Annotated in this window: 19 protein-coding genes; 6 read left to right on the top strand and 13 right to left on the bottom strand. The window is 70.0% G+C overall.

Annotated features, from left to right (window positions below):
* Window positions 1–14 precede the first annotated feature (14 nt).
* The 5 genes from ACZ52C_RS06655 to ACZ52C_RS06635 all read left to right on the top strand — a co-directional run bounded on the left by ACZ52C_RS06655 (window position 15) and on the right by ACZ52C_RS06635 (window position 3,190).
* Window positions 15–236 carry a hypothetical protein gene (locus ACZ52C_RS06655; RefSeq protein WP_469073712.1) on the top strand — a complete coding sequence of 74 codons (222 nt, stop codon included), beginning with the start codon at window positions 15–17 and terminating at the stop codon, window positions 234–236.
* Window positions 233–850 carry a pilus assembly protein TadG-related protein gene (locus ACZ52C_RS06650; protein ID WP_469073711.1) on the top strand — a complete coding sequence of 206 codons (618 nt, stop codon included), beginning with the start codon at window positions 233–235 and terminating at the stop codon, window positions 848–850. The genes ACZ52C_RS06655 and ACZ52C_RS06650 overlap by 4 nt, the downstream gene beginning before the upstream one ends.
* Before the next feature lie 15 nt (window positions 851–865).
* Window positions 866–1,459, top strand: coding sequence for a hypothetical protein (locus ACZ52C_RS06645; protein WP_469073710.1), 594 nt, complete (start codon window positions 866–868; stop codon window positions 1,457–1,459).
* Window positions 1,456–2,154, top strand: a complete 699-nt coding sequence (locus tag ACZ52C_RS06640; RefSeq protein ID WP_469073709.1) for an OmpA family protein — start codon at window positions 1,456–1,458, stop codon at window positions 2,152–2,154. The genes ACZ52C_RS06645 and ACZ52C_RS06640 overlap by 4 nt, the downstream gene beginning before the upstream one ends.
* Before the next feature lie 433 nt (window positions 2,155–2,587).
* On the top strand, window positions 2,588–3,190 hold the full coding sequence (locus ACZ52C_RS06635) for a dihydrofolate reductase family protein (protein WP_469073708.1): 603 nt from the start codon (window positions 2,588–2,590) through the stop codon (window positions 3,188–3,190).
* Between the two features lie 14 nt (window positions 3,191–3,204).
* Here ACZ52C_RS06635 and ACZ52C_RS06630 read toward each other — a convergent pair whose 3' ends face one another.
* The 9 genes from ACZ52C_RS06630 to ACZ52C_RS06590 all read right to left on the bottom strand — a co-directional run bounded on the left by ACZ52C_RS06630 (window position 3,205) and on the right by ACZ52C_RS06590 (window position 14,187).
* Complete coding sequence (locus ACZ52C_RS06630) at window positions 3,205–4,680, bottom strand: AI-2E family transporter (RefSeq protein WP_469073707.1); 1,476 nt, start codon at window positions 4,678–4,680, stop codon at window positions 3,205–3,207.
* Window positions 4,681–4,847: 167 nt separating this feature from the next.
* A complete protein-coding gene (locus tag ACZ52C_RS06625) occupies window positions 4,848–5,570 on the bottom strand; it encodes an aggregation-promoting factor C-terminal-like domain-containing protein (protein WP_469073706.1) in 723 nt (240 codons plus the stop codon).
* 395 nt (window positions 5,571–5,965) lie between these two features.
* Window positions 5,966–7,291, bottom strand: a complete 1,326-nt coding sequence (locus ACZ52C_RS06620; protein ID WP_469073705.1) for a PhoH family protein — start codon at window positions 7,289–7,291, stop codon at window positions 5,966–5,968.
* A gap of 326 nt (window positions 7,292–7,617) precedes the next feature.
* Entirely contained in the window at window positions 7,618–8,391 is a 774-nt protein-coding gene (locus ACZ52C_RS06615) for an isoprenyl transferase (RefSeq protein ID WP_319102615.1), read from the bottom strand.
* A 614-nt stretch (window positions 8,392–9,005) separates the two neighbouring features.
* Complete coding sequence (locus tag ACZ52C_RS06610; RefSeq protein WP_469073704.1) at window positions 9,006–9,800, bottom strand: class I SAM-dependent methyltransferase; 795 nt, start codon at window positions 9,798–9,800, stop codon at window positions 9,006–9,008.
* Window positions 9,801–9,995: 195 nt separating this feature from the next.
* Entirely contained in the window at window positions 9,996–10,529 is a 534-nt protein-coding gene (ahpD, locus tag ACZ52C_RS06605) for an alkylhydroperoxidase, AhpD family (RefSeq protein WP_469073703.1), read from the bottom strand.
* A 72-nt stretch (window positions 10,530–10,601) separates the two neighbouring features.
* Complete coding sequence (locus tag ACZ52C_RS06600) at window positions 10,602–12,965, bottom strand: ABC transporter permease (RefSeq protein ID WP_469073702.1); 2,364 nt, start codon at window positions 12,963–12,965, stop codon at window positions 10,602–10,604.
* On the bottom strand, window positions 12,962–13,666 hold the full coding sequence (locus ACZ52C_RS06595; RefSeq protein ID WP_469073701.1) for an ABC transporter ATP-binding protein: 705 nt from the start codon (window positions 13,664–13,666) through the stop codon (window positions 12,962–12,964). The genes ACZ52C_RS06600 and ACZ52C_RS06595 overlap by 4 nt, the downstream gene beginning before the upstream one ends.
* Window positions 13,663–14,187, bottom strand: coding sequence for a PadR family transcriptional regulator (locus ACZ52C_RS06590; RefSeq protein WP_045559260.1), 525 nt, complete (start codon window positions 14,185–14,187; stop codon window positions 13,663–13,665). The genes ACZ52C_RS06595 and ACZ52C_RS06590 overlap by 4 nt, the downstream gene beginning before the upstream one ends.
* Window positions 14,188–14,521: 334 nt before the next feature.
* On the opposite strand from ACZ52C_RS06590, the gene ACZ52C_RS06585 reads away from it, so the two are divergent.
* Window positions 14,522–16,900 carry a transglycosylase domain-containing protein gene (locus tag ACZ52C_RS06585; RefSeq protein WP_469074156.1) on the top strand — a complete coding sequence of 793 codons (2,379 nt, stop codon included), beginning with the start codon at window positions 14,522–14,524 and terminating at the stop codon, window positions 16,898–16,900.
* 174 nt (window positions 16,901–17,074) lie between these two features.
* On the opposite strand, the gene ACZ52C_RS06580 is transcribed toward ACZ52C_RS06585, so the two are convergent.
* The 4 genes from ACZ52C_RS06580 to ACZ52C_RS06565 form a co-directional block, all read right to left on the bottom strand.
* A complete protein-coding gene (locus ACZ52C_RS06580) occupies window positions 17,075–19,186 on the bottom strand; it encodes an ATP-binding SpoIIE family protein phosphatase (protein ID WP_469073700.1) in 2,112 nt (703 codons plus the stop codon).
* 343 nt (window positions 19,187–19,529) lie between these two features.
* Window positions 19,530–20,222, bottom strand: coding sequence for a cytidylyl-2-hydroxypropylphosphonate hydrolase (gene fomD / locus ACZ52C_RS06575; protein WP_469073699.1), 693 nt, complete (start codon window positions 20,220–20,222; stop codon window positions 19,530–19,532).
* A gap of 114 nt (window positions 20,223–20,336) precedes the next feature.
* Window positions 20,337–21,722 carry a class II fumarate hydratase gene (locus ACZ52C_RS06570; protein ID WP_469073698.1) on the bottom strand — a complete coding sequence of 462 codons (1,386 nt, stop codon included), beginning with the start codon at window positions 21,720–21,722 and terminating at the stop codon, window positions 20,337–20,339.
* Between the two features lie 123 nt (window positions 21,723–21,845).
* Window positions 21,846–23,513 carry a fumarate hydratase gene (locus ACZ52C_RS06565; RefSeq protein ID WP_469073697.1) on the bottom strand — a complete coding sequence of 556 codons (1,668 nt, stop codon included), beginning with the start codon at window positions 23,511–23,513 and terminating at the stop codon, window positions 21,846–21,848.
* Window positions 23,514–23,576: the final 63 nt, after the last annotated feature.

Below are 23,576 nucleotides of genomic sequence, written 5' to 3'. Positions count from 1 at the left end.
GGAAGGCAACCGCCATGAAGGTGAAACACCGTTTCGAGACCTGGTGGACCACGGTCACCACCCGCATGCGAGGCAAGGACCGGGACGCGGGCGCGGGGTTCGTGGAGTACGCGGGCATCATGATCATCGTCGCGGGAATCTTCGTGATGATCGACCAACTAGGGCTCGACGGTCTGATCTCCCAGGCGATCGGCGACGCGGTGGCGGACGTGGTCGGTGGCGGCGGAGGTGGGTGACACCCCCTCGTCTACGTAGCGATCGAGGCTCGACCCTTCCGATCTACATCTGGCTGACGACGATTCTGCTGTTCACGGCGTTGGCCTTCTTCGTGTTCGCGCAGGCGGCGTCCGCCCGCAGCGGCGCCCAGTCCGCAGCGGACGCTGCGGCGTTGGCGGCCGCACAGCAGGCGCGCGACGAACTGCTGCTGGAACTGATGGACGCCATCGACACCGGCAGCGCCAACTGGCTCGACTGGCTCGACCTTTCCGGAGGGCTGCCGCCTGAAGGTGAAGCCTCCGCCGCTGCTGCGGAACTTGCCGCCCAGAACGACTCAACCCTGGAAGGCGGCGCCCAGCTCACCGAGGTGGACGGCTTCCCCGGGTTTCAGGTCGACGTCGTAACGGACTACACCGTGGGTGATTCGATCATTCCCGGTACCGAGGACATGACGGCCAGGGCCCAGGCGGCGGCGGTCATCCAGCCGCGCTGCGACTTCCCCTCGAACACCAACCCCACGGATCCCGTCTCTCTCGACTGCGACGGCGTGCCCGTGGACATCGACCCAGGAAATTTCAATCCGGACGACCTTCCCGACGCGTCCGTGATGTTCTCTGTGTATCTGGCCAAGTGAGAGGAAGCCGTACTGATGAAGCTTCGGCACACCATGAAGGGCCGCAGGGCAGTGACCGCGGTGGCGATCGCGACCGGGCTGCTCCTCACGGTGGCCGGCTGTGGAGGAGGCGAGGACGACTCAAAGGCCCCCTCACCGTCGTCTTCCGCCCCCGAGAAGAGCAACGGCGGTGGTGCCAAAGAGACCCCATCGCAGCCGTCGGAGTCCAACGAGACACTGGCCACGGCCAAGGACGGCGACATCTCGGTGAACATCACCTCCGCAGTCCGTGATTCCGGCGGCTTCATCACAGTGGCAGGCACGGTCAAGAACGACGGCAGCCGGTCGTGGCTCGGTGCCAACTGGGCCAGCGACGAGCGGGAGCTCAGGTCCAATGGCGGCTCGTTGTCGGGCGCCAGCCTTGTCGACAACGTGGGCAAGAAGAAGTACCTCATTCTGCGGGACACCTCAGGACGCTGCCTGTGCACGAAGTTCAGCGGCCAGATCATGCCCGGCGGCACGGCCGACTGGTACGCCCAGTTCCCCGCCCCCCCCGAAGACACCACCTCCGTAGACTTCCAGGTCGGCTCCATGCCCCCCGCCACCATCGAACTCTCCGAGGACGAGTGACCATGGCCGTCCTCACCCCACGGGTCACCGCGGCCCTCGTCGTGCTCGCCGCCCTCACCCTCGGCGTGCCCTCCCAGATCGCCGCCGCCGACGACCCGAGCGAACCCCCGGGCACCGTCACCACGTCCCCACCCCCGGAGGTCGACGCGAACAGCCCGGGCCTGAAGCTCGCCCAGGGCGCCACCCTCGCCCCCGCCAAGGTCCTGGACATCAAGTCCGTCGTGGAGGACCTCGGCGGTGAGGAGCGCCGCGAGGACACGAACGAGAACGTGACGTTCGCCCTCCAGGCCGAGGTCCTCTTCCCCAAGGACAGCGCGAAACTCAATCCCCAGGCCCGCTCCCGCATCCAGGCCATCGCGGAGGAGATCAAGAAGCAGAGCGCGGGCACGGTCCGCGTCTTCGGCTTCACCGACAACCTCGGCTCCTACGCCCACGGCCTGACCCTCTCCAAGAAACGCGCCGAGGCCGTCCACGACCTCCTCGCCGGAGACCTGGGCGGCAACATCACCTTCGAGGTGCGCGGCTACAGCGAGGACTACCCGATCGCCGACAACTCCTCGGAGGAGGGCCGCAAGAAGAACCGCCGCGTCGAGGTCTCCTTCCCCCGCACCACAGCCGACCCCGAGACCGCCTCAGACACAGCCTCGGACACCGGCACAGACACCGGCACAGACACCGGCGGCGACGAGAGCTGATCCGACGCGACCCGCCACCGCCCTCCTGCTCGGCGCGGAAGGGCACGGGCGCCCGCTGCGGTCGCGCAGGGACGTGTGGGCGCCGCCCCCGTCACGAGCATCAGCGCGGTCAGCCCGCCGGGCGTCCGCGCGTCGACGTCGGCACCGCCGTCGAGAAGGGCCGTGAACCGCCGCCTCGTCGTCGTCCCGCGCGGCCCGTCCCAGTGGCTCCAGGCCCGGTTCACCCATCCCGGCAACATCGACTGTCTCGAACGTTCATCCGAAGCGCCCTAGGCTGATACGCCGACACGGGCGACCGGATTCCCCACCGCGCCCACGTCCGTGCGACGGCCCCCCACACGAGCGATCCTCTCCCTCACAAGCCCGTAAACCCGTACATCCGGCACACCCGCACACCCGGCGCGACCCCCACACCAGACAACTGAGAGGCCCCATGCGCAAGCTCGTCCTGATGATGTCCGTGTCCCTCGACGGCTACATGGAGGGCCCCGACCGGGAGATCGACTGGCACCTGGTCGACGACGAACTGCACACGCACTTCAACGACGTCCTCCGGGAGATGGGTGTCTTCCTCGAAGGCCGTGTCACCTACGAGCTGATGGACGCCTACTGGCCCACGGCCGACCGGGACCCCGACACCCCGCGTGCCGTGGCCGACTTCGCCGAGATCTGGCGCAACAAGCCGAAGCTGGTCTACTCCCGCACCCTGCGGCACGGGGACCGGCACACGACGATCGTCCGGGACATCGTCGTGGAGGACATCGAGGCGCTCAAGGCACAGGACGGCGGTGACCTGGTCGTCGGCGGCGCCGAACTGGCGGCCCAGTTCATGCGGCACGACCTGGTCGACGAGTACCGCGTCTACGTCCACCCCGTGCTCCTGGGAGCGGGCAAGCGGCTCTTCCCGGCAGCCGAGACCGCGGCCCCGACCGGCCTGCGCCTGGTCGAGACCCGCACCTTCGGCAACGGAGTGGTCCTCCTCCGCCACGAACGCCTCCACCGGGAAGCCCCGTCCACGGACCCGTCCGCCGAGTAGGCCGGCCCCGGGCCCTAGCGAGAGTCGTGCACACCCCGCTCGTGCACACCCCGCTCGTGCCCGCCCTCGTGCTCGTCCGCGTAGGCCCGCAGCGACCCCACCACCGTGTTGGTGACCGCCACCAGCGGTACGGCCACCACCGCGCCGCCGATGCCCGCGACCATGCCACCGGCGGCGACCGCGAGCACGACGGCCAGGGGATGCACCCGGACGGCCCGGCCGAGGATGAACGGCTGGAGGATGTGCCCCTCGATCTGCTGCACGGCGAGCACCACTGCCAGCGTCATGACGGCCGTGAACACACCCTGGGTCACCAGGGCCACCACCACGGCCAGTGCGCCGGAGACGACCGCGCCGACCAGCGGGATGAAGGCGAACAGGAAGATGAACACGGCCAGCGGGACGGCCATGGGCACGTCCAGGAAGTAGATGCCGAGGCCGATGAAGACGGCGTCGATCAGCGCCACTATCACCGTGCCGCGCACATACGCCGTCAACGTCCGCCAGGCGCGCGGCCCGGCCGCCGAGACCCCCGGCCGGGCCGCCGCCGGCACCAGCTTCAGCGACCACTGCCAGATCCGCCGGCCGTCGTAGAGCAGGAAGAGCGTGGAGAACATCGTCAGCAGGATGCCGGTGAGCGCCTCGACGATGACGGTGACGCCCTCCAGCCCTGCCGAGGTGATCGTGTCCGTGTTGTCGCTGACGGCCTCGCGGAGGTTCTTGGCGATGTCGTTGATCTGGTTCTCGGTGACGTGGAAGGGGCTGGCGAGCAGCCAGCGCCGCAACTCGTCGATGCCGTCCTGGACCTGGTCGGAGAGGTCGTCGATGTTCTCCATGACCTGCCAGGTGACGAACCAGCCGATCAGCCCCATCACGACGAACCCGAGGACGGCCGTCAGGGCGGTGGCGAGGCCGCGCGGTACGCCGTGCCGGGTCAGCCGGGCCACCGTCGGCTGGAGCACTGCGGTGATGAGCAGCGCGGTGGTGAACGACAGCACCAGCAGCTGTATCGAGCTGATGACCCGCATCAACACCCAGACGGTGCCCGCGAGCACGAGCAGCCGCCAGCCGGCCTCGGCCGCCACCCGCATCCCCCAGGGCACCGCCGACGCGGGATCCGGCCGGGTGTAGAGCACGGGGGCGGCCGTCCGGCTCTGGGAACGGCTCTGCGCATCCTCAGCCTTGGCCCCAGACCCAGCCCCAGCCCCGGCGCCCCCGCCCGCACCGTCGCCGCTCCCGGACCCGTCGTTCCCGCTCTCGGACCCTGGCCCGCTCCCGGACCCGGACCCGCTCCCGGACCCGCTCCCGGCCCCGGCCCCGAACCCGCCCTCGGCCCCCGCTCCGCCCCGGCGCTCCCCGGAGACGCTCGGACGGCTCGCGTCCTCCGCCTCGGCCTCCGCCTCCATCTCCGCCCGGCGTCGCTCCAACCGCTCGCCCCATCCGCTCAGTCCGGCGCCGAGCCGGCCGAGCCATCCTGGAACTCGCGACATCATCCGTCCTCTTCCCCCGTCGCTCCTGTGGGTCACCACTCCTCCCGGAGGCCGCGTCACCACCCGGTGGCCTTTCGACCGTACATGCCCGAAGCCCCCCACCAAAGGACGGTGGAGGGCTTCGCGGGATCGAGTGGCGGGCGGGTGTCACCGCGTCGCCGGCCGGCCTAGTACCAGTGGTTGGCCTGCCAGAAGGACCAGGCCTCGCACGGGCTGCCGTAGCGCGATTCCATGTAGTTCAGGCCCCACTTGATCTGCGTGGCCGGGTTGGTCTGCCAGTCGGAACCGGCGGACGACATCTTGGAGCCGGGCAGCGCCTGGAAGAGACCGTAGGCGCCCGAGGAGGGGTTGACGGCCTTGTAGTTCCAGGTGGACTCGTGGTTCACGATGTTGCTGAAGCACGTCCACTGGTCGCTGGCCACGACCGCCTTCGCCATCGCCTGGATCTCGGCGACGGAGTACGAGCCCTGCACGGGAACGTCACCGAGCGAGCCCACGGCAGCGGACTTCGACTCGGCCTCGGCCGCCGCCGCTTCCTTGGCCTTGCGCTCCTGCTCGGCCTTCTCCGCCGCCTTCTGCTTGTCGATCGCGTCCTGGGCCGCCTTCTTACGGGCGGTCTCCTCGGCGTCCTTGCGGGCGCTCGCGTCGGCGGCGATGGCCTGGGCGTCGGCCTGAGCAGTCAGGGACGCGGTCTGCACCTGGGCCTGCTGGCCCATGGGTATGTCGGCGAGCAACGTGGTGTCGTTCGCGACCGCCTCGGCGTCGTCAGTGGTCTGGGCGGTGCTGCCCGAGGCAACTCCGACGACACTGCCGACTGCGGTGACCGCGGTGGCCGAGGCCACTGCGAATCCCCGGACCGAAATCCGGCTCACACGGTTTCCTTCCAGCATCGCCCGCCTCGGTGACCCTGGCGGACGCAATCGTGCCCCTGACGCTGGCCTCCCAACTGCGGGGTCACGGAGGCGCGGGCCCGATGGGCAACTCCCTTGCGGGAGCGCCGTGTGGTGCTCGGGCGGCATACGACGACGCTGTGGAGTTGACTTGGTGGTGCTGTTGTTCCGTACCGCTGGGGGTACAGGTGTGTCGTATGCGGGGCCTGACAGAAATGAGACTCTGCCGTAACCCGACACCGGGAGGCAATTCAGTGGTGAGTGTGAAAGCTCACACCTCGTTTGACGCCGGAGATTCCAGGAAATCCCCACACGCCGAGGCGCCGCCCGGCTAGGCTGCTGAGCCTTTTGCCGGACGGCGCCCGGGAATTGGGGCCGAACCCGTGGTGTCGGGGTTAAATCTGCCCGTCCTCCAGCATTTCGGTCACAAGGGCCGCGATCTGGGACCGTTCGGACCTCGTCAAGGTGACGTGGGCGAAGAGCGGGTGACCCTTCAGCTTCTCCACCACGGCGACGACACCGTCGTAGCGACCGACGCGCAGGTTGTCGCGCTGGGCGACGTCATGGGTCAGAACGACCCGTGAATTCGCCCCGATCCGGGACAGAACGGTCAACAGGACGTTCCGCTCCAGGGACTGCGCCTCGTCCACGATCACGAACGCGTCGTGCAGCGAACGGCCGCGGATGTGGGTGAGCGGCAGCACCTCCAGCATGCCGCGGGCGGTGACCTCCTCGATGACCTCGCGGCTGGTGACCGCGGACAGCGTGTCGAAGACCGCCTGCGCCCAGGGGCTCATCTTCTCGGACTCGGAACCGGGCAGATAGCCGAGCTCCTGCCCGCCCACCGCGTACAGCGGCCGGAAGACCATCACCTTCTGGTGCTGGCGCCGTTCGAGCACGGCCTCCAGACCCGCGCACAGCGCGAGCGCCGACTTGCCGGTGCCGGCCCGGCCGCCCATCGACAGGATGCCCACGTCCGGGTCGAGCAGCAGATCCAGCGCGATGCGCTGCTCGGCGCTGCGCCCCTTGATGCCGAACGCCTCCCGGTCGCCGCGCACCAGACGGATGTTGCCGTCGGGCGTCACCCGGCCGAGCGCCTTGCCGCGCTCCGACTGGATCGTCAGGCCGGTGTGGACGGGGAGCGTGCTCGCCTCGGGGACGTAGATCGTCCCTTCCTCGAAGAGGATGTCGACCTGTTCGCCCGGCAGGGTCAGCTCGGACATCCCGGTCCACCCGGAGGCGTCCGTGATGGCCAGCTCCGCGCGGTACTCCTCGGCGAGGAGGCCCACGGAGGACGCCTTGATCCTGAGGGGGAGGTCCTTCGACACCACCGTGACGTCGAAGCCCTCGGCCTGCAGATTGCGGGCGACCGCGAGGATCCGGGAGTCGTTGTCCCCCAGGCGGTAGCCGCTCGGCAGCACGCTGGGATCCGAGTGGTTGAGCTCGACCCTCACGGTCCCGCCGAGGTCCCCGATCGGGATGGGGGCGTCGAGGCGGCCGTGCCGGACCCGGAACTCGTCGAGCAGGCGCAGGGCCTGCCGGGCGAAGTAGCCGAGTTCGGGATGGTGCCTCTTGGCCTCCAGCTCCGTCACCACGACGATCGGCAGCACGACTTCGTGCTCGTCGAAGCGGCTCAGGGCGTTCGGGTCGGCCAGCAGGACGCTGGTGTCGAGGACGTAGGTGCGCCGGTCTGGCATACGGCGCTTTGTGCTGGTCACCACGGAAGGACGTACCCCCTCGGATGAGGTCGGGGAGCGACGAGAACGAACTGGGCCGGTCGTTGGCCCCGTTGCACGGGCCGGTGACCGGCCCTCCGCTGCTTCGTCCGTGCTGTGACCGCACGATCGGGCTGGTGCAAAGGGCCTCCCGGGCGGACGGCCCCGAGCCGCCCGCTGAGATCCGACACCCGTGGTTCGGGTGTCGACCTGACTGGCTTATGCCCTCGAACACGCGCCGCCATGCCAAGCGGTACGACGGCGTCCCGGTGAACTCCTCGTTACTTCTGTCCCGGTGAAGGTGCTCCACACCTCACGTGGGGTGCGGAAGCTCAGCCTCCGTAGCGGCGGTGGCGCGCCGCGTAGTCCCGCAGGGCGCGCAGGAAGTCCACCTTCCGGAAGGCCGGCCAGAAGACGTCACAGAAGTAGTACTCCGAATGGGCGGTCTGCCAGAGCATGAATCCGGACAGCCGCTGCTCGCCGCTGGTACGGATCACCAGATCCGGGTCGGGCTGGTCGACGGTGTAGAGGTGGCTGCCGATCAGGTCCACGGAGACCTTCTCGGCGAGTTCCTCCATCGAGGTGCCCCGGTCGTGCGCGTCCTGGATCATCGAGCGGACGGCGTCGGCGATCTCCTGGCGCCCGCCGTACCCGATGGCCACGTTGACCAGTATCCCGTCGACGTCCGCGGTGGCCTCCTCGGCCTCCTTGAGCGCGCGCTGCATCCCGGGGGAGAGCAGGTCCAGCGCCCCCACGTGGTGCACGCGCCAGCGGCCGTCGGCGGCGAGGGAGCGGACGGTGTCCTCGATGATCCCGAGCAGCGGGACGAGTTCTTCCTTCGGGCGGTTGAAGTTGTCGGTGGAGAGCAGCCAGAGCGTGACGACCTTCACGTCCGTCTCGGTGCACCAGCCGAGGAACTCCTCGATCTTGTTCGCCCCCGCCTGGTGGCCCTGCACGGTGGTGGAGCCCGCGGCCTTCGCCCAGCGGCGGCTGCCGTCCACGATCACACCGATGTGCTCGGGCACCTGGGCGTGGTCGAGGTGGCCCTCGACCCTGCGTGCGTAGACCTTGACCAGCAGGCCCCGCAGTGTGTCGCGCAGGTTCACTTCTTCCAGCCCCTCCGATGCGGTGGCAGTCCCCTAGGTTGGCAGAGCCTACCGGGGCTGGAGGCCAACTGCGCCAAGGGGTGTGCGGGGTCGGGCCACGCCCGGGGCCCCTGGTGCGACCTCCTGGGAGGGCCGTCTTCCGGGCAGAAAAAACGGGCCGGTCCGTGGGGGGGAGACGGACCGGCCCGAGGGGGGGTTTCCACCATAACCCTTCGTGAGTGATGCTGCGTGCATCGGCGTGCCACAACTACTCTCCGGAGCCGGACGACCGCGCGCCGGTGAGTGCGGAAGCGTTCATTCAGGGTGTGATCGAAGGGTGATCATGGCCGAATCCCGGCGGATTCCAAGGGAGAATGGAGGAATCCCGGCGGGAATGTGGGGTTTGCGTATCGTTGTGCGACTTCCGGGGAGAAGCGCCTCGACGCCCCCGTACGGGTGAAGCGCGGGCGGAACGCGCGCTTGACGCCGAGAGTGGGGTGCCCGGCTTCGCGCAGCCCCCTCCACTGCGCGAGGCCGTGCCGCGCAGCTTTGCTCACGCGAATTACCTTGGTCTGAACCTACGCGAGTAGACCCGGATAAGCCAAGCCGCGGGCGATAACGATGTGGACACCGGCTCAGCCGGCCGACGGCCTCCGGGCCTCGAACAGATGGCGGGCGCTGTGCGCGACGAAGGAGCCCTCGGCCTCGATCCGCTCGTGCAGGGAGCGGAGCTGGGGGAGATACGCCTCGACCGTGAAGCCGGGCACCATCCAGACGACCTTCTTCAGGAAGTGCACGACCGCGCCGATGTCGTGGAACTCCATCCGCAGCCGCTCGGCCCGCAGATCCACGATCTCCAGGCCGGCCGCCTCGGCTTCGACGCGTTCCCGGTCCGGGTGGCGGGCGCTCCGGTTCTCCTCCGGCAGCGGGCCGGTGAAGTGCTCGACCAGCTCGTAGACGCTGCTCGGCCCCACGTGCTGCGCGAAGTACGTGCCGCCGGGCCGCAGCACCCGGGCGATCTCCGCCCAGTGCGCACGCACCGGGTGCCTGCTGGTGACCAGGTCGAACGCCCCGTCGGCGAACGGCAGCGGCGCGTCCTGGTCACAGGCCACCACCACCGCGCCCCGGGGGTGCAGCAGCGCCGTCGCCTTCGCGACGTTCGGCGGCCACCCCTCCGTGGCCACGGTCACCGCCGGAAACCGGGGAGCGGAGGCGAGCACCTCACCGCCCCCGGTCTGGATGTCCAGCGCCGCCGAGGCCCGCCCGAGCCGCTCGGCCATTCCCCGCGCGTACCCCCACGACGGCCGGGCCTCCGTGGCCCGCCCCTCGAACCAGGAGAAGTCCCACCCCTCGGTGGGCACGGCATCGCCCTCGGCGACGAGCTCTTCGAAGGTGCGGCTTGCGGAGGCGGGGGAGGGGAGGGAAGTCATGGGACCCGATTTTCCCCAGCGACGAAGCGATCGGCGACTGGTTTTCCGGCGCTGAAGGGCAGTGGGCGAAGCCCCTGCCCTTCAGGGGCGCGGGGAACTGCGCGACCAGCCCCTCCGACCCGCAGCCGCCCCACGACCCCACCCCCCCCGAGCCCTCAGGCGATTCCCGGCCACCCGCCGCGAGGCGTCCGCGCCCTACTCGGAGAGAACCGCCTCCGCCTCCACCGTGACCCCCACCGCCTGCACCACCGAAGCGACCCGGAACGCCTCCTGCACGGTCTCCCGGCTCACCCCGGCCTCGCGCAGCACCCGCTCGTGCGAGTCCAGACACGCCCCGCACGCATTGATCGCGGACACGGCGAGCGCCCACACCTCGTAGTCGACCCGGTCCACCCCGGGACCGCCGATGGCCTTCGTCCGCAGCCCCGTCCGCAGCGCGCCGTACTCGTGGTCGGACAGCAGATGCCGGGTCCGGAAGAAGACGTTGCTCAACGCCATCGCCGCGGCCGCGGACTTCGCCGCGGTGTACGCCTCCGGCGACAGCCGCGCCCTCGCCTCCGGTGCCAGCTCGCGCAGCACGATCGCCGAACGCGAGGCGATCGCCGTGGCCAGCACCGTGCCCCACAACCGCTGCGCCGACAGCCGGGAGTCACCGAGGACGGCGTCGAGGTTCCGGCGGAGGTCCCCCGCGTAGTCCGGAATCAGGGACCTCAAGGTGTCGAGCGACATGGCGTCCTCACTCCCGGTGGGCGGCCGACGGGGTCCAGTGTGGCGGTGCCGCGGGGACCCCGCGGCACCGGCCTACTCCGTACGCAGCCCCTCCGGGCGCATCATCCTCATCAGCGGCGGCATGCTCAGCGCCGTGACCAGGACGACGACGCCCGCGCCGATGCCGGCCATGGACAGCACCCCCGACCAGTCGACGGACACCCCGACGTTCGTCATCCGCAGCAGGACCGCGCCCAGGGTCACCCCGACCGTCGAGGCGAGGAGCAGGCCGAGGGCGATCGGGATCGTCGTCTGCCACAGCACGGACAGACCCAGGGTGCGACGCCGGGTGCCGAAGGCGACCAGCGCCGACAGCAGCTTCCTGCGTTCGCGCAACTGCTCCAGCTGGGAGACCAGCAGGCTCGCGCCGATCAGGGCGAGCACGGCGGCGGCACCGACCAGCAGTCCGGTGCGGATGTCCGCGAACTGGTCCACCCGCCTCGTCAGCTCCCACTCCCAGGTCCGGATCAGCGGATCGACCGCCACGGCCGCGTTGCGCACCTCGTCGAGCGCGTCCGGCACCCGGGGGTCGGTCCGCACGTAGACCGTGCCGTAGAACTCCTTCTCGGTCTTCGCCGGCAGGGCGCCCGGGGTGACCAGCAGCCCGTACGTCCCGCTCCGCAACGGGTCGGCGCGCTCCGGCACCCCGCGTATCTCGGTCGGCAGCTTCCAGGCGATCTCGGCGCCCTGCTCCTCGCCGGTGTAGGTCGGGTCGAAGTAGACCGTGTTCCCGGGCTCGACCAGCTCCGCCGAGGCCGGGTCCTCCAGGTTCTCCAGGGACTCCATCCGGAAGACGTCGCCGTCGCGGCAGGAGGAGATCTTCGCCAGTTCGCGCAGCGCGGCGCAGTCGCCGAGGGTCAGCTCCGTCGACACCTCGGGGTCCTTGGCCGTGGCGGAGACGGTCGCGCTGGAGAGCGTCGCGGTGGTCTGCGCCCCCCTGGCCCGCTTCAGCTTCTCGCTGACGACGTCCACCCGGGCGTCGTCGGGCAGGACGAGCTCCAGCTGGGCTCGCGCGGTGTCCTGCCCGGTCGGTACCTCGTACCGGCCCTCGATGCCGGAGAACAGCATCTGCAGGGCGATCGCGCCGGCCACCGCCACCGCGATGCCGTTGACCATGCGGGCCGCCGTACCGCTGCTCAACTGAAGTCTGCGGACGGCCAGTTGCCAGGAGACGGCGCCGGAGCCCAGCCGGGCGACGAACGCCTCGACGACCCACGGCAGCAGCGCGGTGATGCCGAACAGCAGCAGCACGACACCGCCGATCACCAGGTACTCGTTGAAGTCCCCGTTCTCCGAGCCCTGGCCGATCATCGGGTAGAGCAGGGCGAGACCGGCGAGCGGCGGCAGCAGCCGCCACCAGAGCCTGCGGCGCGGCGGCCGGGCCGTACGCACCACGCCGAGCGGCTCGATGACGACACCGCGCAGCGCGAACAGGGTGACAAGGACGGCGGCGGCCGGCACCGCGAGCGCGACCAGCAGGGCCAGACCGGGGGAGGGGTTGAGGTCGCTCGGGAACACACTGACGTCGAAGACCTCGACGGAGCCGGCGACCTCCCTGCCGAGCATGAAGAATCCGGCGCCGAAGACCAGCCCCAGCAGGGAGCCCGCGAGCGCCTCGCCCGCCGCGATCCGACGGGTCATCCGCCCGTCGGAGCCGACCAGCCGCAGCGCCGCCAGCCTGCGGTCGCGCCGCTCGCCGCCGAACCGTACGGCCGTGGCGATGAAGACCGCGACGGGCATCAGCAGCACCACGAACACGACCAGGGTGAGCAGCACGAGGATCGGGTCGACCTCGTCCTCGTCGGGCGCGCCGGTGGTGTCCGTCCCGAACGCGTCGATCCGGGCCACCACCGAGCCGTCGACGCGGTCGGCGATCCCCTCGGCACCCGCGTAGTAGGCGAGGTCGGTCGAGCCGATGAGCCCGGCCTGGCCGATGGTGCCCACCGTCTCGTACGGCAGGCGCTCGCGCAGGAGCTTCCCGGCGTCGGACTTCAGCAGGTCGGACAGGGCGGGGGAGACGACCATCGCGCCCGGCGCGGGGAACTCGGCGACCCCGGGCGGCAGCGGGGCGCCCGCGCCCTCGGGTTCGAGGAGCCGTCCCCGGATCTCCTGCTGCCGGTACTCGGTGTCGGTGTCGGCGATGACCAGACTCTTGTCGGTCGGCTTCGACTGGGGCTCGAGGTAGCCGATCCCCCGGTCCTGCCGGGCCTCCTCGCGGGTCTCCCGCGCGGACAGCACGTTCGGCACCGCCGCGGTGAGCAGCAGCAGCGCCACCCCGAGGCCCACCCCGACGGCGGTGAGCAGGGCCCGCACCCAACCCTCACGGCCCCCGGTGAAGGTGAACCGCACCCCCATCGCCAGGTCCCGGTACCACTGGCGGAACACGGCGGTGCTCATACGACGCGCTCCATGTCCCGGGACCGGCCGTCCCGTACGACGATCTCGCGGTCGGAGTACGCGGCCACCCGTGCCTCGTGCGTGACCAGGACGACGGCGGCGTTGGTGGACCGGGCGGCCTCGGTGAGCAGTTCCATCACCCGCTCGCCGTTGAGGGAGTCGAGCGCGCCGGTGGGCTCGTCCGCGAAGAGCACCCGGGGGCCGGTGACCAGGGCCCGCGAGACGGCGACCCGTTGGCCCTGGCCGCCGGAGACCTCACCGGGACGCTTGCGGGCGAGGTCGTCGACCTCCAGGCGCTCCATCCAGCCGAGGGCGGTCCGCTCGGACTCCTTGCGGGAGGCGCCGTTCAGCCGCAGCGGCAGGGCCACGTTCTCCACACACGTCAGCTCCGGCACGAGCTGGCCGAACTGGAAGACGAACCCGAACTCGCTGCGCCGGAGCGCGCTGCGCTGGGCGTCGTTCATGGAGACCATCTCGCGGCCGTTGTACGTGATCGAGCCCGAGTCGGGCGGCACGATCCCGGCGAGACAGTGCAGCAGCGTCGACTTGCCGGAGCCGGAAGGGCCCATCACCGCGACGACCTCGCCGGGGTGGATGGAGAACGCGGCGCCGTCCAGCGCGGTGGTCGGGCCGTAGGCCTTGCGCAGGTCGGTCGCGACGAGGAGGGAACCGGCGGGGGCCGGCGAGAAGGCCGAGTTCACCGGGTCACCGCCTCGGCCAGCTTGCCCAGTCGGGCGGCGGTCAGCTCCAGCCATCGCAGATCGGCCTCCAGGTGGAACAGGGCGTGGTCGCAGATCAGCTGGTCGGCCAGGTCGCCCTTGCGCTTGCGGTCGGTGAGGATGCGCATCATGCGCAGGTGCTCGGAACGCTGGGTGTCGAGGATGTCGGCCGCGTCCCGGTCGGTGAGCAGGGCGAGGACGACCTTGGTGTAGAGGGTCGACTGCAGATACGGCTCGGGCTTCTCGGGCGTCGCGAGCCACCGCTGGACATCCGTGATGCCGGCCTCGGTGATCGCGTACCGCTTGCGCTCGGGGCCGCCGCCGGGCTCGATGCCGTCGACCTCGACGAGGCCGTTCTTCAGCAGCCGCGACATCGTCGAGTAGACCTGGCCGTAGTGCAGCGGCCGGTCGTGACCGAACTTCTCGTCGAAGGCCCGCTTCAGGTCGTAACCGTGTCGGGGCCCGGACTCCAGGAGTCCCAGGAGGGTGTGACCGATGGACATGAGCACGACTGTACACACGAGGTATACACCGCACGTATACCTACCGTGTATAGGTACCCGTCGGAGGTGAAGCGGGCCCTGGTCAGAGCCGATTGTCACGGTTCTGTCACCGACGGCGTCGGAAACTCGTGGGTCGGGTGGGGCAACCATCGCCCCCCTTGGAACGTCCGTTCCGGTGGGATGAGGTCTGTGACCGCACGCAGCGCGTGCGCTTTGTCACGTCGCCACAGAGCGGACCGACTCCCTCTTGTCACAGTCCTCGGTGTTAGCTTGCTGAGCTGACAAGACCCGAGTGACGTATGAGACCGAGCAGAAGTCGGAGCGGACCGGAGCCATGGGACGAGCGGAAGAAAGACGAGCGCGGCAGCGCGGCGGTCGCCGCGCGGCGCCCCAGCGCTCGTCCGGAGGCGAAGCGGGGGCGACGGCGGTCATAGCCCCGCCCGAGGGCGGCGGCCGGGCGGCTGCCAGGGCCGCGGCCAAGGCCGGCAACAAGAAGAAGCAGAAGAGCGACAAGAGCTTCCTCCGCCGCCTGTTCACCTGGAAGAAGATCCTCGGCACCTTCTTCGGTGTCTGCCTGCTCGGCATGGGCGCCTTCATCGTGCTCTACCTGATGATCGACATCCCCAAGGGCAACCCCGAGGCGACCCAGGAGAGCAACGTCTACAAGTTCTCCAACGGCAAGATCTTCGCCCGCACCGGCGACACCAACCGCGAGATCGTCGAACTCGACAAGGTCCCCAAGCCGGTCCAGCTGGCCTTCGTCGCCGCTGAGAACAAGACCTTCTACAACGACCCCGGCGTCGACTTCAAGGGCATGGCGCGCGGTGTGATCAACACCCTCTCCGGCAAGGGGAAGCAGGGTGGCTCGACGATCACCCAGCAATACGTCAAGAACTACTACCTGACGTCCGACCAGACGGTGACCCGCAAGCTCAACGAACTGGTCATCTCCCTGAAGCTGGAGCGCGAGGAGTCCAAGGACTACATCCTCGCGGGCTACATCAACACCAGCTTCTACGGCCGCAGCGCCTGGGGCATCCAGGCCGCCGCCCAGGCGTACTACCGCAAGGACGCCAACAAGCTCACCGTCGAGGAGGGCGCCTACCTTGCCGCGCTGCTCCAGGCCCCCAGCCAGTACGACCTGGCCACCGCCACCCCGACCGGCAAGAAGCTGGTCACGGCGCGTTGGAACTACGTGCTGGACAACATGGTCGAGATGAAGAAGCTGACCGCCTCGGAGCGGGCGGGCATGAAGCTCCCCAAGCCCAAGCCGCCCCAGGCCGCCGCCGGCATGGCCGGCCAGAACGGTTACCTGGTCGAGGCCGCCAACAACCAGCTGGCCAGGCAGCTCGTGGCCTCGGGCAAGGCGGACGACACCGAGGACGCCAAGGCGCTCATCGACCTGCGCGGCTGGACGATCACGCTGAACATCAACCCGAAGAAGCAGGCCGCGCTGGAGAAGGCCGTCAAGGAACGCCTCACCAGCAAGCTCGACACGAAGAAGCGCAAGGTCGACAAGCACATCCAGGCCGGCGCCGTCTCCGTCGACCCGAAGACGGGCAAGGTCGTCGCCATGTACGGCGGCGTCGACTACGTGAAGCACTTCACCAACAACGCCACCCGCCGGGACTACCAGCCCGCCTCCACCTTCAAGCCCGTGATCCTCGCCGCGGCGGTCGACGAGGACGCCGAGACGCAGGACGGCGACCCGATCACCGCCAGCACGGTCTACGACGGTGACAGCCGGCACAAGGTCACGGACGACGGCACCGCGGTCGGCTTCGCCCCGCCGAACGAGGACAACGTCGACTACGGCGACGTCACCGTGCAGACCGCCATGAACAAGTCCATCAACTCCGTCTTCGCCCAGATGGGCGTGGACGTGGGCATGGAGAAGGTCATGGAGGTCGCCGGGAAGCTCGGCATGGACACCGAGGGCATGCAGGCGGTCCCCGCCCAGACCCTGGGCTCCATGGGGGCCAGCCCGCTGGAGATGGCAGGCATCTACGCCACTCTCGACAACCACGGCAAGAAGGTCACCCCGAGCATCATCGCCGAGGCCAAACGCCGGGACGAGGAAGTCAAGTTCGACGCCCCGATCGGCGAACAGATCATCACCCGCGAGGCCGCCGACACGGTCACCTCGGTCCTCACCGGCGTGGTCGACGACGGTACGGCCAAGACCTCCGTCCGCGACAACCCGGCCCGTAACGGCCAGCAGGTCGCCGGCAAGACGGGTACCTCCGACGAGAACCGCTCCGCCTGGTTCACCGGCTACACGCCGAACCTCGTGACCTCCGTCGGCCTGTTCGGCGAGGACATGAGCAAGAACGGCAAGCACGTCTCGATGTACAACGCCCTCGGCGTCCCCCGGGTCAACGGCGGTGGCTTCCCCGCCCAGATCTGGGCCACGTACACCTTCGGTGTGATGGACAAGACCACCAAGTTCGACCTGGACACCAAGCAGGGTGCCGCGGTCGCGCCCACGGAGTCCCCGACCCCGTCGCAGACGCCGTCCGAGACTCCTTCGGAGACGCCGTCGGCGACCCCGTCGGAGACGCCCACCCCGGACGAGCCGTCCAGCGAGCCCCCGACGACCCCGGAGACCACCCCGGAGGAGACCCCGACGACGACCCCGGAGGAGACTCCGTCGGGCGACGACGGCGGCATCGAGTTCCCGACGAACCCCAACGATCCACAGGTGGACGACTAGCGCACCTGACAGAGCGAGGGGGCGCCCGGTGAAAACACCGGGCGCCCCCTTCGCGCGTTCAAGGCCGTAGGCCCTTGAGGGGCGCGGGGAACTGCGCGACCAGCCACGACGAACCGGCTGTTGCTCAGAGCACGGTCGGTCCCGAGCTCTGAGCGGCGTGGCCCAGCGGAGCGCTCACGCCGGATTGAGCTCGAACCAGACGACCTTCCCCGCGCTCAACCGCGTGGCCCCCCACCGCTTGGCCAGCCGATTGACCAGGTAGAGCCCACGGCCCCCCTCGTCCGTCGCCCGAGCCTGCCGCAGCCGCGGCAGCTGCGGCACGTCGTCGGTCACCTCGCACCGCAGCACATCGGTCCGCAGCAACCGCAGGGTCACCGGCCGCGTCGCGTACCGCACCGCGTTGGTGACGACCTCACTGATCAACAGCTCGACCGAGTCGGTCAGTTCCTCCAGCCCCCAGCGGGACAGGGCATGCCGGGCCAGCCGACGCGCCCGCCCCGGAGCCATCTCCTCCGGCTCCAGGAACCAGTACGCGACGTCGCTGGGAGCGATCCCATCGAACCGCGCGGCAAGAAGCGCGATGTCGTCGTCACGGTCCCCCGGACCGAGCATGTCGAGCACCTCGTCGCACAGCGCTTCCAGCGGCGGCGGATGATCCGGCCCGGTCAGCTGCGCGGTCGCGGCCAGCTTCTCCCGCAACTGCTCTATCCCGGTCCACACGTCCCGCAGCCGGGACTCCACGAGCCCGTCGGTGTACAGCAGCAACGTGCCACCGGCCGGCGCGTCCAGCTCGACCGCCTCGAAGTCCACCCCGCCCACGCCGATCGGCGCCCCCGGCGGCACCCGCAGCACCTCGGCGCGCCCGCCGAGATGCAGCAGCACCGGCGGCGGATGCCCGGCGTTGGCGATGGTGATCCGGTGCGAGACCGGGTCGTACACGGCGTACAGACAGGTCGCCATGCGGTCCGTACCGAGCCGTTGGGCCTGCTCGTCGAGGTGGTGCAGCACCTCCTGCGGCGGCAGATCCAGCCCCGCCAGGGTCTGCGCGGTGGTCCGCAGCTGACCCATGATCGCGGCCGACGTCATCGAATGACCCATCACATCGCCCACGACCAGCGCGACCCGGCTGCCCGGGAGGGGGATCGCGTCGTACCAGTCGCCGCCGACCCGCGCGGTCTCCGCGGCCGGCAGATACCGGTGCGCGAGGCGCACGCCGGTGCACTTCGGCAGCGCCTCCGGCAGCATCGTGCGCTGCAACTCGTCGGCGATGTAGGCCTCGCGGCCGTACAGCACCGCCTTGTCGATGCCGAGCGCGCTGTGCGTGGCGAGCTGGGCGGCGACCAGCAGATCGTCCTGCTCGAACGCCATCCGCTCCGGGCGGCGCAGGAACACCGCCGCGCCGATCACCCGACGCCGCCCGCGCAGCGGCGCGAGGATCGCCCGCTGGCCGTTCGGCACGGTCAGTTCGGCGTCCGGGCCGAGGAGTTCCGGCAGCGCGTCGTGCGCGGCGGGGGCGTCCGCGAAGACCGGGCGCACGCCCCGCAGCACCTCGGCGAGCGCCCCACCGGGACGTACCTCGCACTGCTCGGCGGTGACGACGGCCAGGTCGACGGGCTGCTCGGGCTGGAGCGACGAGGGCATGAAGCCGCCCTCGGTGTCCCGCTCCTCCGGGATCCGGTCGGTGCGGCGCAACCGCAGCACCATGGGCCCGGTGGGCCGCTCGTCGCCGACCGGCAGCGGCTCGCGCAGATACACGAGGATCGCGTCCGAGAACGTCGGCACGGTGGCCCGGCACAGACCCATCACGATCTCGTCCAGGTCGATGCCCCGGGCGATCCGCCGGGTCGCGGCGCCCACGAAGCGCAGCCGGTCGCCGTCCCGCCGCATGGGCATGGGGGCGCCGGGCGGCACTCCCTGCCCGCCGCGCCGCTCCAGACCGGCCGGAGCCGAGCCGGAGCGGTCCGGCTCACCGCCGGGCTGCGCCGGGATGGTCTCCGGCGCGGGCCTCGGGCGGTGCGGGTCGGGCTCGGTGGCCGCGGGCTGCGAGTGCTCGGAGAGCGCCGGCTGCGCGTGCTCCGAGGGCGCCTCGCTCTTCGCGCAGGGGGCCGCGGTGCCCGGCTCGGCCGGCGCGTCACCCATGCGTGCCTGAGCGGGTAAGGCCGTGGCGGGCGCGGTGCGCATCGACTCCTGGGTACGCAGCAGCGCCCCGCGGGGATCCGTGGGGCCGGCGCCACCCTGAGGGCGCTCGTGGGAGGTGGGGTGCTCCGTCACGCGTGTCGAATCCATCCGTCCGGGACTGCGCTTCGTGAGCGCAGTGCGTCCCGCAAACCCGATACTTCGTCCCGCAGAAAGGCCGATACCCGGATTACGTGTCCTGGGAACGGAATTCCCGCGTGGTCAGAGGCAGTTCCTGTGGCACACACGGTACCGGCGGGCTCGCCGAACGACAGTACTGCCCGTCCGCCGGGCCGTCTCCGGCTCGTCCCGGTGTAACCCTCGTACCCCTTGATCACGTCTTGCCGCCCCTCGGTGACGTACGGTCAAGCCCTGCCCGAACTGCGGGAGTTGCCCCTGTGAACCATTGCGGAGGACGATCCTACGGTTGCGGACCGGGGGCGCATCAAGGGTCTCATGAGGACAAGTGCGCGGGCGTACGGTCCCAGTCGTCCGGGAGAGACGGTACTCCCCATGCCGGATTCGGGCGCCAGTGCTGCCAACCGTCCGAGAACGGCGGGCCCCACGCGCGGATCACCTCCACCGCCGACCGCCCCGCCTCCCGGACCCGCTCGGCCGCCGAAGCGTCCATCAGACCGTCCTGCTGGGCCTGCGCGAACTCGTCCTCGTCGAGCCAGTTCCACGATCGGTCCGGATACACGCAGATGTCCAGGAAGTGGTCCTCTGAGTCCACACCGCCGTCCCAACGGGCCAGTGGTGTCTCCAGATTGACGTACCAGTTCTTGAAACGCCAACCCTGCTCCCAGAACAGCCACACCGACCACGGCTCGCCCGGCCGTGCCAGCTTCAGCACTCCGGTGCCTGACCAGCGGCCGAGCCGCACGCTCCTGGGCTGCTTGTAGCGGGAGTCGAGCGGTACCGAGGTCAGCGAGGCGCCGTCCGCCAGCGCGGGTCGTACGCACTCGGTGCCCGGTGCCATCCACACGGCCAGCAGCTCCGCGTCGTCGCGCACCACCGTGACGGGACGCGCGATATGGAAGCGTTCGCCACCGTTCTCCCGGTAACGCCACAGGATCTGACTTCCCGGCTCCCAGAACGCCGTCGCCCCGCCCGCTTCCACTCGTCTCACCACTCCGTCGTCTCCCATGCGCAGATATTAGGTGTCATGCGCATATGACGCTGCGGTACCGGTCACGGTTCACGCCTCGGCGGGAATCGGTAACCCGGGGGACACCCGCGAAGGCCGGAACTCGCCGTCCGGTCACGGCCGTGTCATCCGCAGGACATCCAGCGCCTCGTCGAGCTGCTCCAGCGTCAGATCGCCGCGCTCGACGTACCCGCCGTCCAGGACGACCTCCCGGATGGTCCGCCGCTCCGCGAGCGCCTTCTTGGCCACCTTCGCGGCCTCCTCGTACCCGATGTACTTGTTGAGCGGGGTGACCACGGACGGGGACGACTCGGCGTACTCACGGGCCCGTTCCCGGTTCGCGACGATCCCGTCCACGGTCCGGTCGGCGAGCAGCCGCGAGACGTTCGCGAGCAGCCGGACGGACTCCAGCACGTTCTTGGCGATGACCGGCAGCATCACGTTGAGCTCGAAGTTGCCGGAGGCGCCCGCCGTGGTGACCGTGACGTCGTTGCCCGTGACCTGCGCGGCGACCATGAGAACGGCCTCCGGGATCACCGGGTTGACCTTGCCGGGCATGATCGAGGAACCGGGCTGGAGGTCGGGCAGCGAGATCTCCGCGAGACCGGTCCGCGGGCCCGACGCCATCCACCGCAGATCGTTGGCGATCTTGGTGAGGGAGACCGCGATCGTACGGAGCTGGCCGGACGTCTCGACGATCCCGTCCCGCGCGCCCTGCGCCTCGAAGTGGTCCCGCGCCTCGGTGAGCGGCAGCCCGGTGGCCCGCGCGACCTCCGCGATGACGGCGGCGGAGAACCCGGGCGGTGTGTTGATGCCCGTGCCCACCGCCGTTCCGCCGAGGGGGAGTTCGGCGAGCCGGGGGAGCGAGGCCGTGAGCCGCTCGACGCCGTACCGCACCTGGGCCGCGTAGCCACCGAACTCCTGGCCGAGAGTCACCGGCGTGGCGTCCATGAGATGTGTACGACCGGACTTCACGACGTCCGCGAACTCCACTGACTTGCGGGTGAGAGCGTCGGCGAGATGCTCCAGGGCCGGGATCAGATCACGCGTCACGGCGGCGGTGGCGGCGATGTGGATCGAGGACGGGAAGACGTCGTTGGACGACTGCGAGGCGTTGACGTGGTCGTTCGGATGCACGTTCCGGCCGAGCCGCTCGCTCGCCAGGGTGGCGACGACCTCGTTGGTGTTCATGTTCGACGACGTCCCCGAGCCCGTCTGGAACACGTCCACCGGGAAGTGCGCGTCCCAGCGGCCCTCCGCGACCTCGTCGGCCGCCTCCCGGATCGCCTCGGCGATGTCCTTGTCGAGCACGCCCAGTTCGGCGTTGACCTTCGCGGCCGCGCCCTTGATCCGGGCCAGGGCCTCGATGTGGGCGCGCTCGATGTGCTGCCCGGAGACCGGGAAGTTCTCGACCGCCCGCTGTGTCTGGGCCCGCCACTTGGCGTCCGCCGGCACGCGGACCTCGCCCATGGAGTCGTGTTCGACGCGGTAGTCACTCATGCCCGGTACAGCGTCCCGGCCGTCCGTGATGTTCCCGGCCGTACCCCGTCAGGGTGACCACGACCGACGCGGCGGCCCGGCCCGGTCCCGGGCCGGGCCGCCGTCACGGACTTCCGCGGAGGACTACGCCAGGCCGGGCCCGCGCACCGGGATCGACGTGAAGGTGGGCGCCGGGGCCGGGTCCTTGAAGAAGTCGTTGCCCTTGTCGTCGACGACGACGAACGCCGGGAAGTCCTCGACCTCGATCTTCCAGACGGCCTCCATGCCGAGTTCCTCGTACTCGACGACCTCGACCTTCTTGATGCAGTCCTGCGCGAGGCGGGCGGCGGGGCCGCCGATGGAGCCGAGGTAGAACCCGCCGTGCGACCCGCACGCGTCCGTGACCTGCTGTGACCGGTTGCCCTTCGCCAGCATCACCTTGGAGCCGCCGGCCGCCTGGAACTGCTCGACGTAGGAGTCCATGCGCCCGGCCGTCGTCGGGCCGAAGGAACCGGAGGCGTACCCCTCGGGGGTCTTCGCCGGGCCGGCGTAGTACACCGGGTGGTCCTTCAGGTACTGAGGCATCTCCTCGCCCGCGTCGAGCCGCTCCTTGATCTTGGCGTGCGCGATGTCGCGCGCCACGACCAGCGGCCCGGAGAGCGAGAGCCGCGTCTTCACCGGGTACTTGGTCAGCTCGGCGAGGATGGCGTCCATCGGCTGGTTGAGGTCGATCTTCACGACGTCGCCGGCCTCGTCGAGGTGCTCGTCCGTGGTCTCCGGCAGGAACCGCGCCGGGTCCGTCTCCAGCTGCTCCAGGAACACGCCCTCGGCGGTGATCTTCGCGACGGCCTGGCGGTCGGCCGAGCAGGAGACGGCGATCGCGACGGGGCAGGAGGCGCCGTGCCGCGGCAGCCGGACGACCCGCACGTCGTGGCAGAAGTACTTGCCGCCGAACTGCGCGCCGATCCCGATCTTCTGCGTCAGCTCGAAGACCTTCTCCTCCAGCTCCTTGTCCCGGAACCCGTGACCGAGCGGCGAACCCTCGGCCGGGATCTCGTCCAGGTAGTGCGCGGAGGCGTACTTCGCGGTCTTCAGCGCGTACTCGGCGCTCGTACCGCCCACCACGATCGCCAGGTGGTACGGCGGACAGGCGGCCGTCCCCAGCGAACGGATCTTCTCCTCCAGGAACTTCATCATGGACGCCTCGTTGAGGACGGCCTTCGTCTCCTGGTAGAGGAAGCTCTTGTTGGCGCTGCCGCCGCCCTTGGCCATGAACAGGAACTTGTACGCGCCGCCGTCGGTGGCGTACAGCTCGATCTGCGCCGGCAGGTTCGACCCGGTGTTCTTCTCCTCCCACATGGTGAGCGGAGCCATCTGCGAGTAGCGCAGGTTCAGGTTCAGGTACGCGTCGTAGATGCCCTGGGACAGGGCCCTCTCGTCGCCGCCCTCCGTGAGGACGTTCTGCCCGCGCTTGCCCATCACGATGGCCGTGCCCGTGTCCTGGCACATGGGCAGCACACCGGCGGCCGCGATGTTCGCGTTCTTCAGCAGGTCCAGCGCGACGAACTTGTCGTTGCTCGACGCCTCGGGGTCGTCGATGATCCGGCGGAGCTGCGCGAGGTGCGCCGGACGCAGATAGTGCTGGATGTCGTGGATCGCCTCGGCGGCCAGCTTGCGCAGCGCCTCCGGCTCCACCTTGAGGAACGTCCGCCCGTCGGCCTCGAAGGTGGAGACACCCTCGGAGGTCACCAGCCGGTACGGGGTGGTGTCCTCTCCCATGGGGAGCAGATCGGTGTACTCGAACTCAGGCATGTCGCCCATTCCTCACTCGGCACTCGGCTCTCGGCGCTCGACAAGACGGCGCGGCTGGCCTCC

It is taken from the genome of Streptomyces sp. NPDC034049 (assembly GCF_055575575.1).
Note: the sequence above shows the minus strand (reverse complement) of the source record. Positions and strands in the feature narration are given on the sequence as shown.

Bases quoted from the DNA above. Each gene is read 5' to 3' on its own strand.
- ACZ52C_RS06655 (WP_469073712.1), top strand. From the start codon at position 15: ATGAAGGTGAAACACCGTTTCGAGACCTGGTGGACCACGGTCACCACC.
- ACZ52C_RS06645 (WP_469073710.1), top strand. From the start codon at position 866: ATGAAGCTTCGGCACACCATGAAGGGCCGCAGGGCAGTGACCGCGGTG.
- ACZ52C_RS06635 (WP_469073708.1), top strand. From the start codon at position 2,588: ATGCGCAAGCTCGTCCTGATGATGTCCGTGTCCCTCGACGGCTACATG.
- ACZ52C_RS06630 (WP_469073707.1), bottom strand. From the start codon at position 4,680: ATGTCGCGAGTTCCAGGATGGCTCGGCCGGCTCGGCGCCGGACTGAGC.
- ACZ52C_RS06625 (WP_469073706.1), bottom strand. From the start codon at position 5,570: ATGCTGGAAGGAAACCGTGTGAGCCGGATTTCGGTCCGGGGATTCGCA.
- ACZ52C_RS06610 (WP_469073704.1), bottom strand. From the start codon at position 9,800: ATGACTTCCCTCCCCTCCCCCGCCTCCGCAAGCCGCACCTTCGAAGAG.
- ahpD (WP_469073703.1), bottom strand. From the start codon at position 10,529: ATGTCGCTCGACACCTTGAGGTCCCTGATTCCGGACTACGCGGGGGAC.
- ACZ52C_RS06600 (WP_469073702.1), bottom strand. From the start codon at position 12,965: ATGAGCACCGCCGTGTTCCGCCAGTGGTACCGGGACCTGGCGATGGGG.
- ACZ52C_RS06590 (WP_045559260.1), bottom strand. From the start codon at position 14,187: ATGTCCATCGGTCACACCCTCCTGGGACTCCTGGAGTCCGGGCCCCGA.
- ACZ52C_RS06585 (WP_469074156.1), top strand. From the start codon at position 14,522: ATGGGACGAGCGGAAGAAAGACGAGCGCGGCAGCGCGGCGGTCGCCGC.
- ACZ52C_RS06580 (WP_469073700.1), bottom strand. From the start codon at position 19,186: ATGGATTCGACACGCGTGACGGAGCACCCCACCTCCCACGAGCGCCCT.
- fomD (WP_469073699.1), bottom strand. From the start codon at position 20,222: ATGGGAGACGACGGAGTGGTGAGACGAGTGGAAGCGGGCGGGGCGACG.
- ACZ52C_RS06570 (WP_469073698.1), bottom strand. From the start codon at position 21,722: ATGAGTGACTACCGCGTCGAACACGACTCCATGGGCGAGGTCCGCGTG.
- ACZ52C_RS06565 (WP_469073697.1), bottom strand. From the start codon at position 23,513: ATGCCTGAGTTCGAGTACACCGATCTGCTCCCCATGGGAGAGGACACC.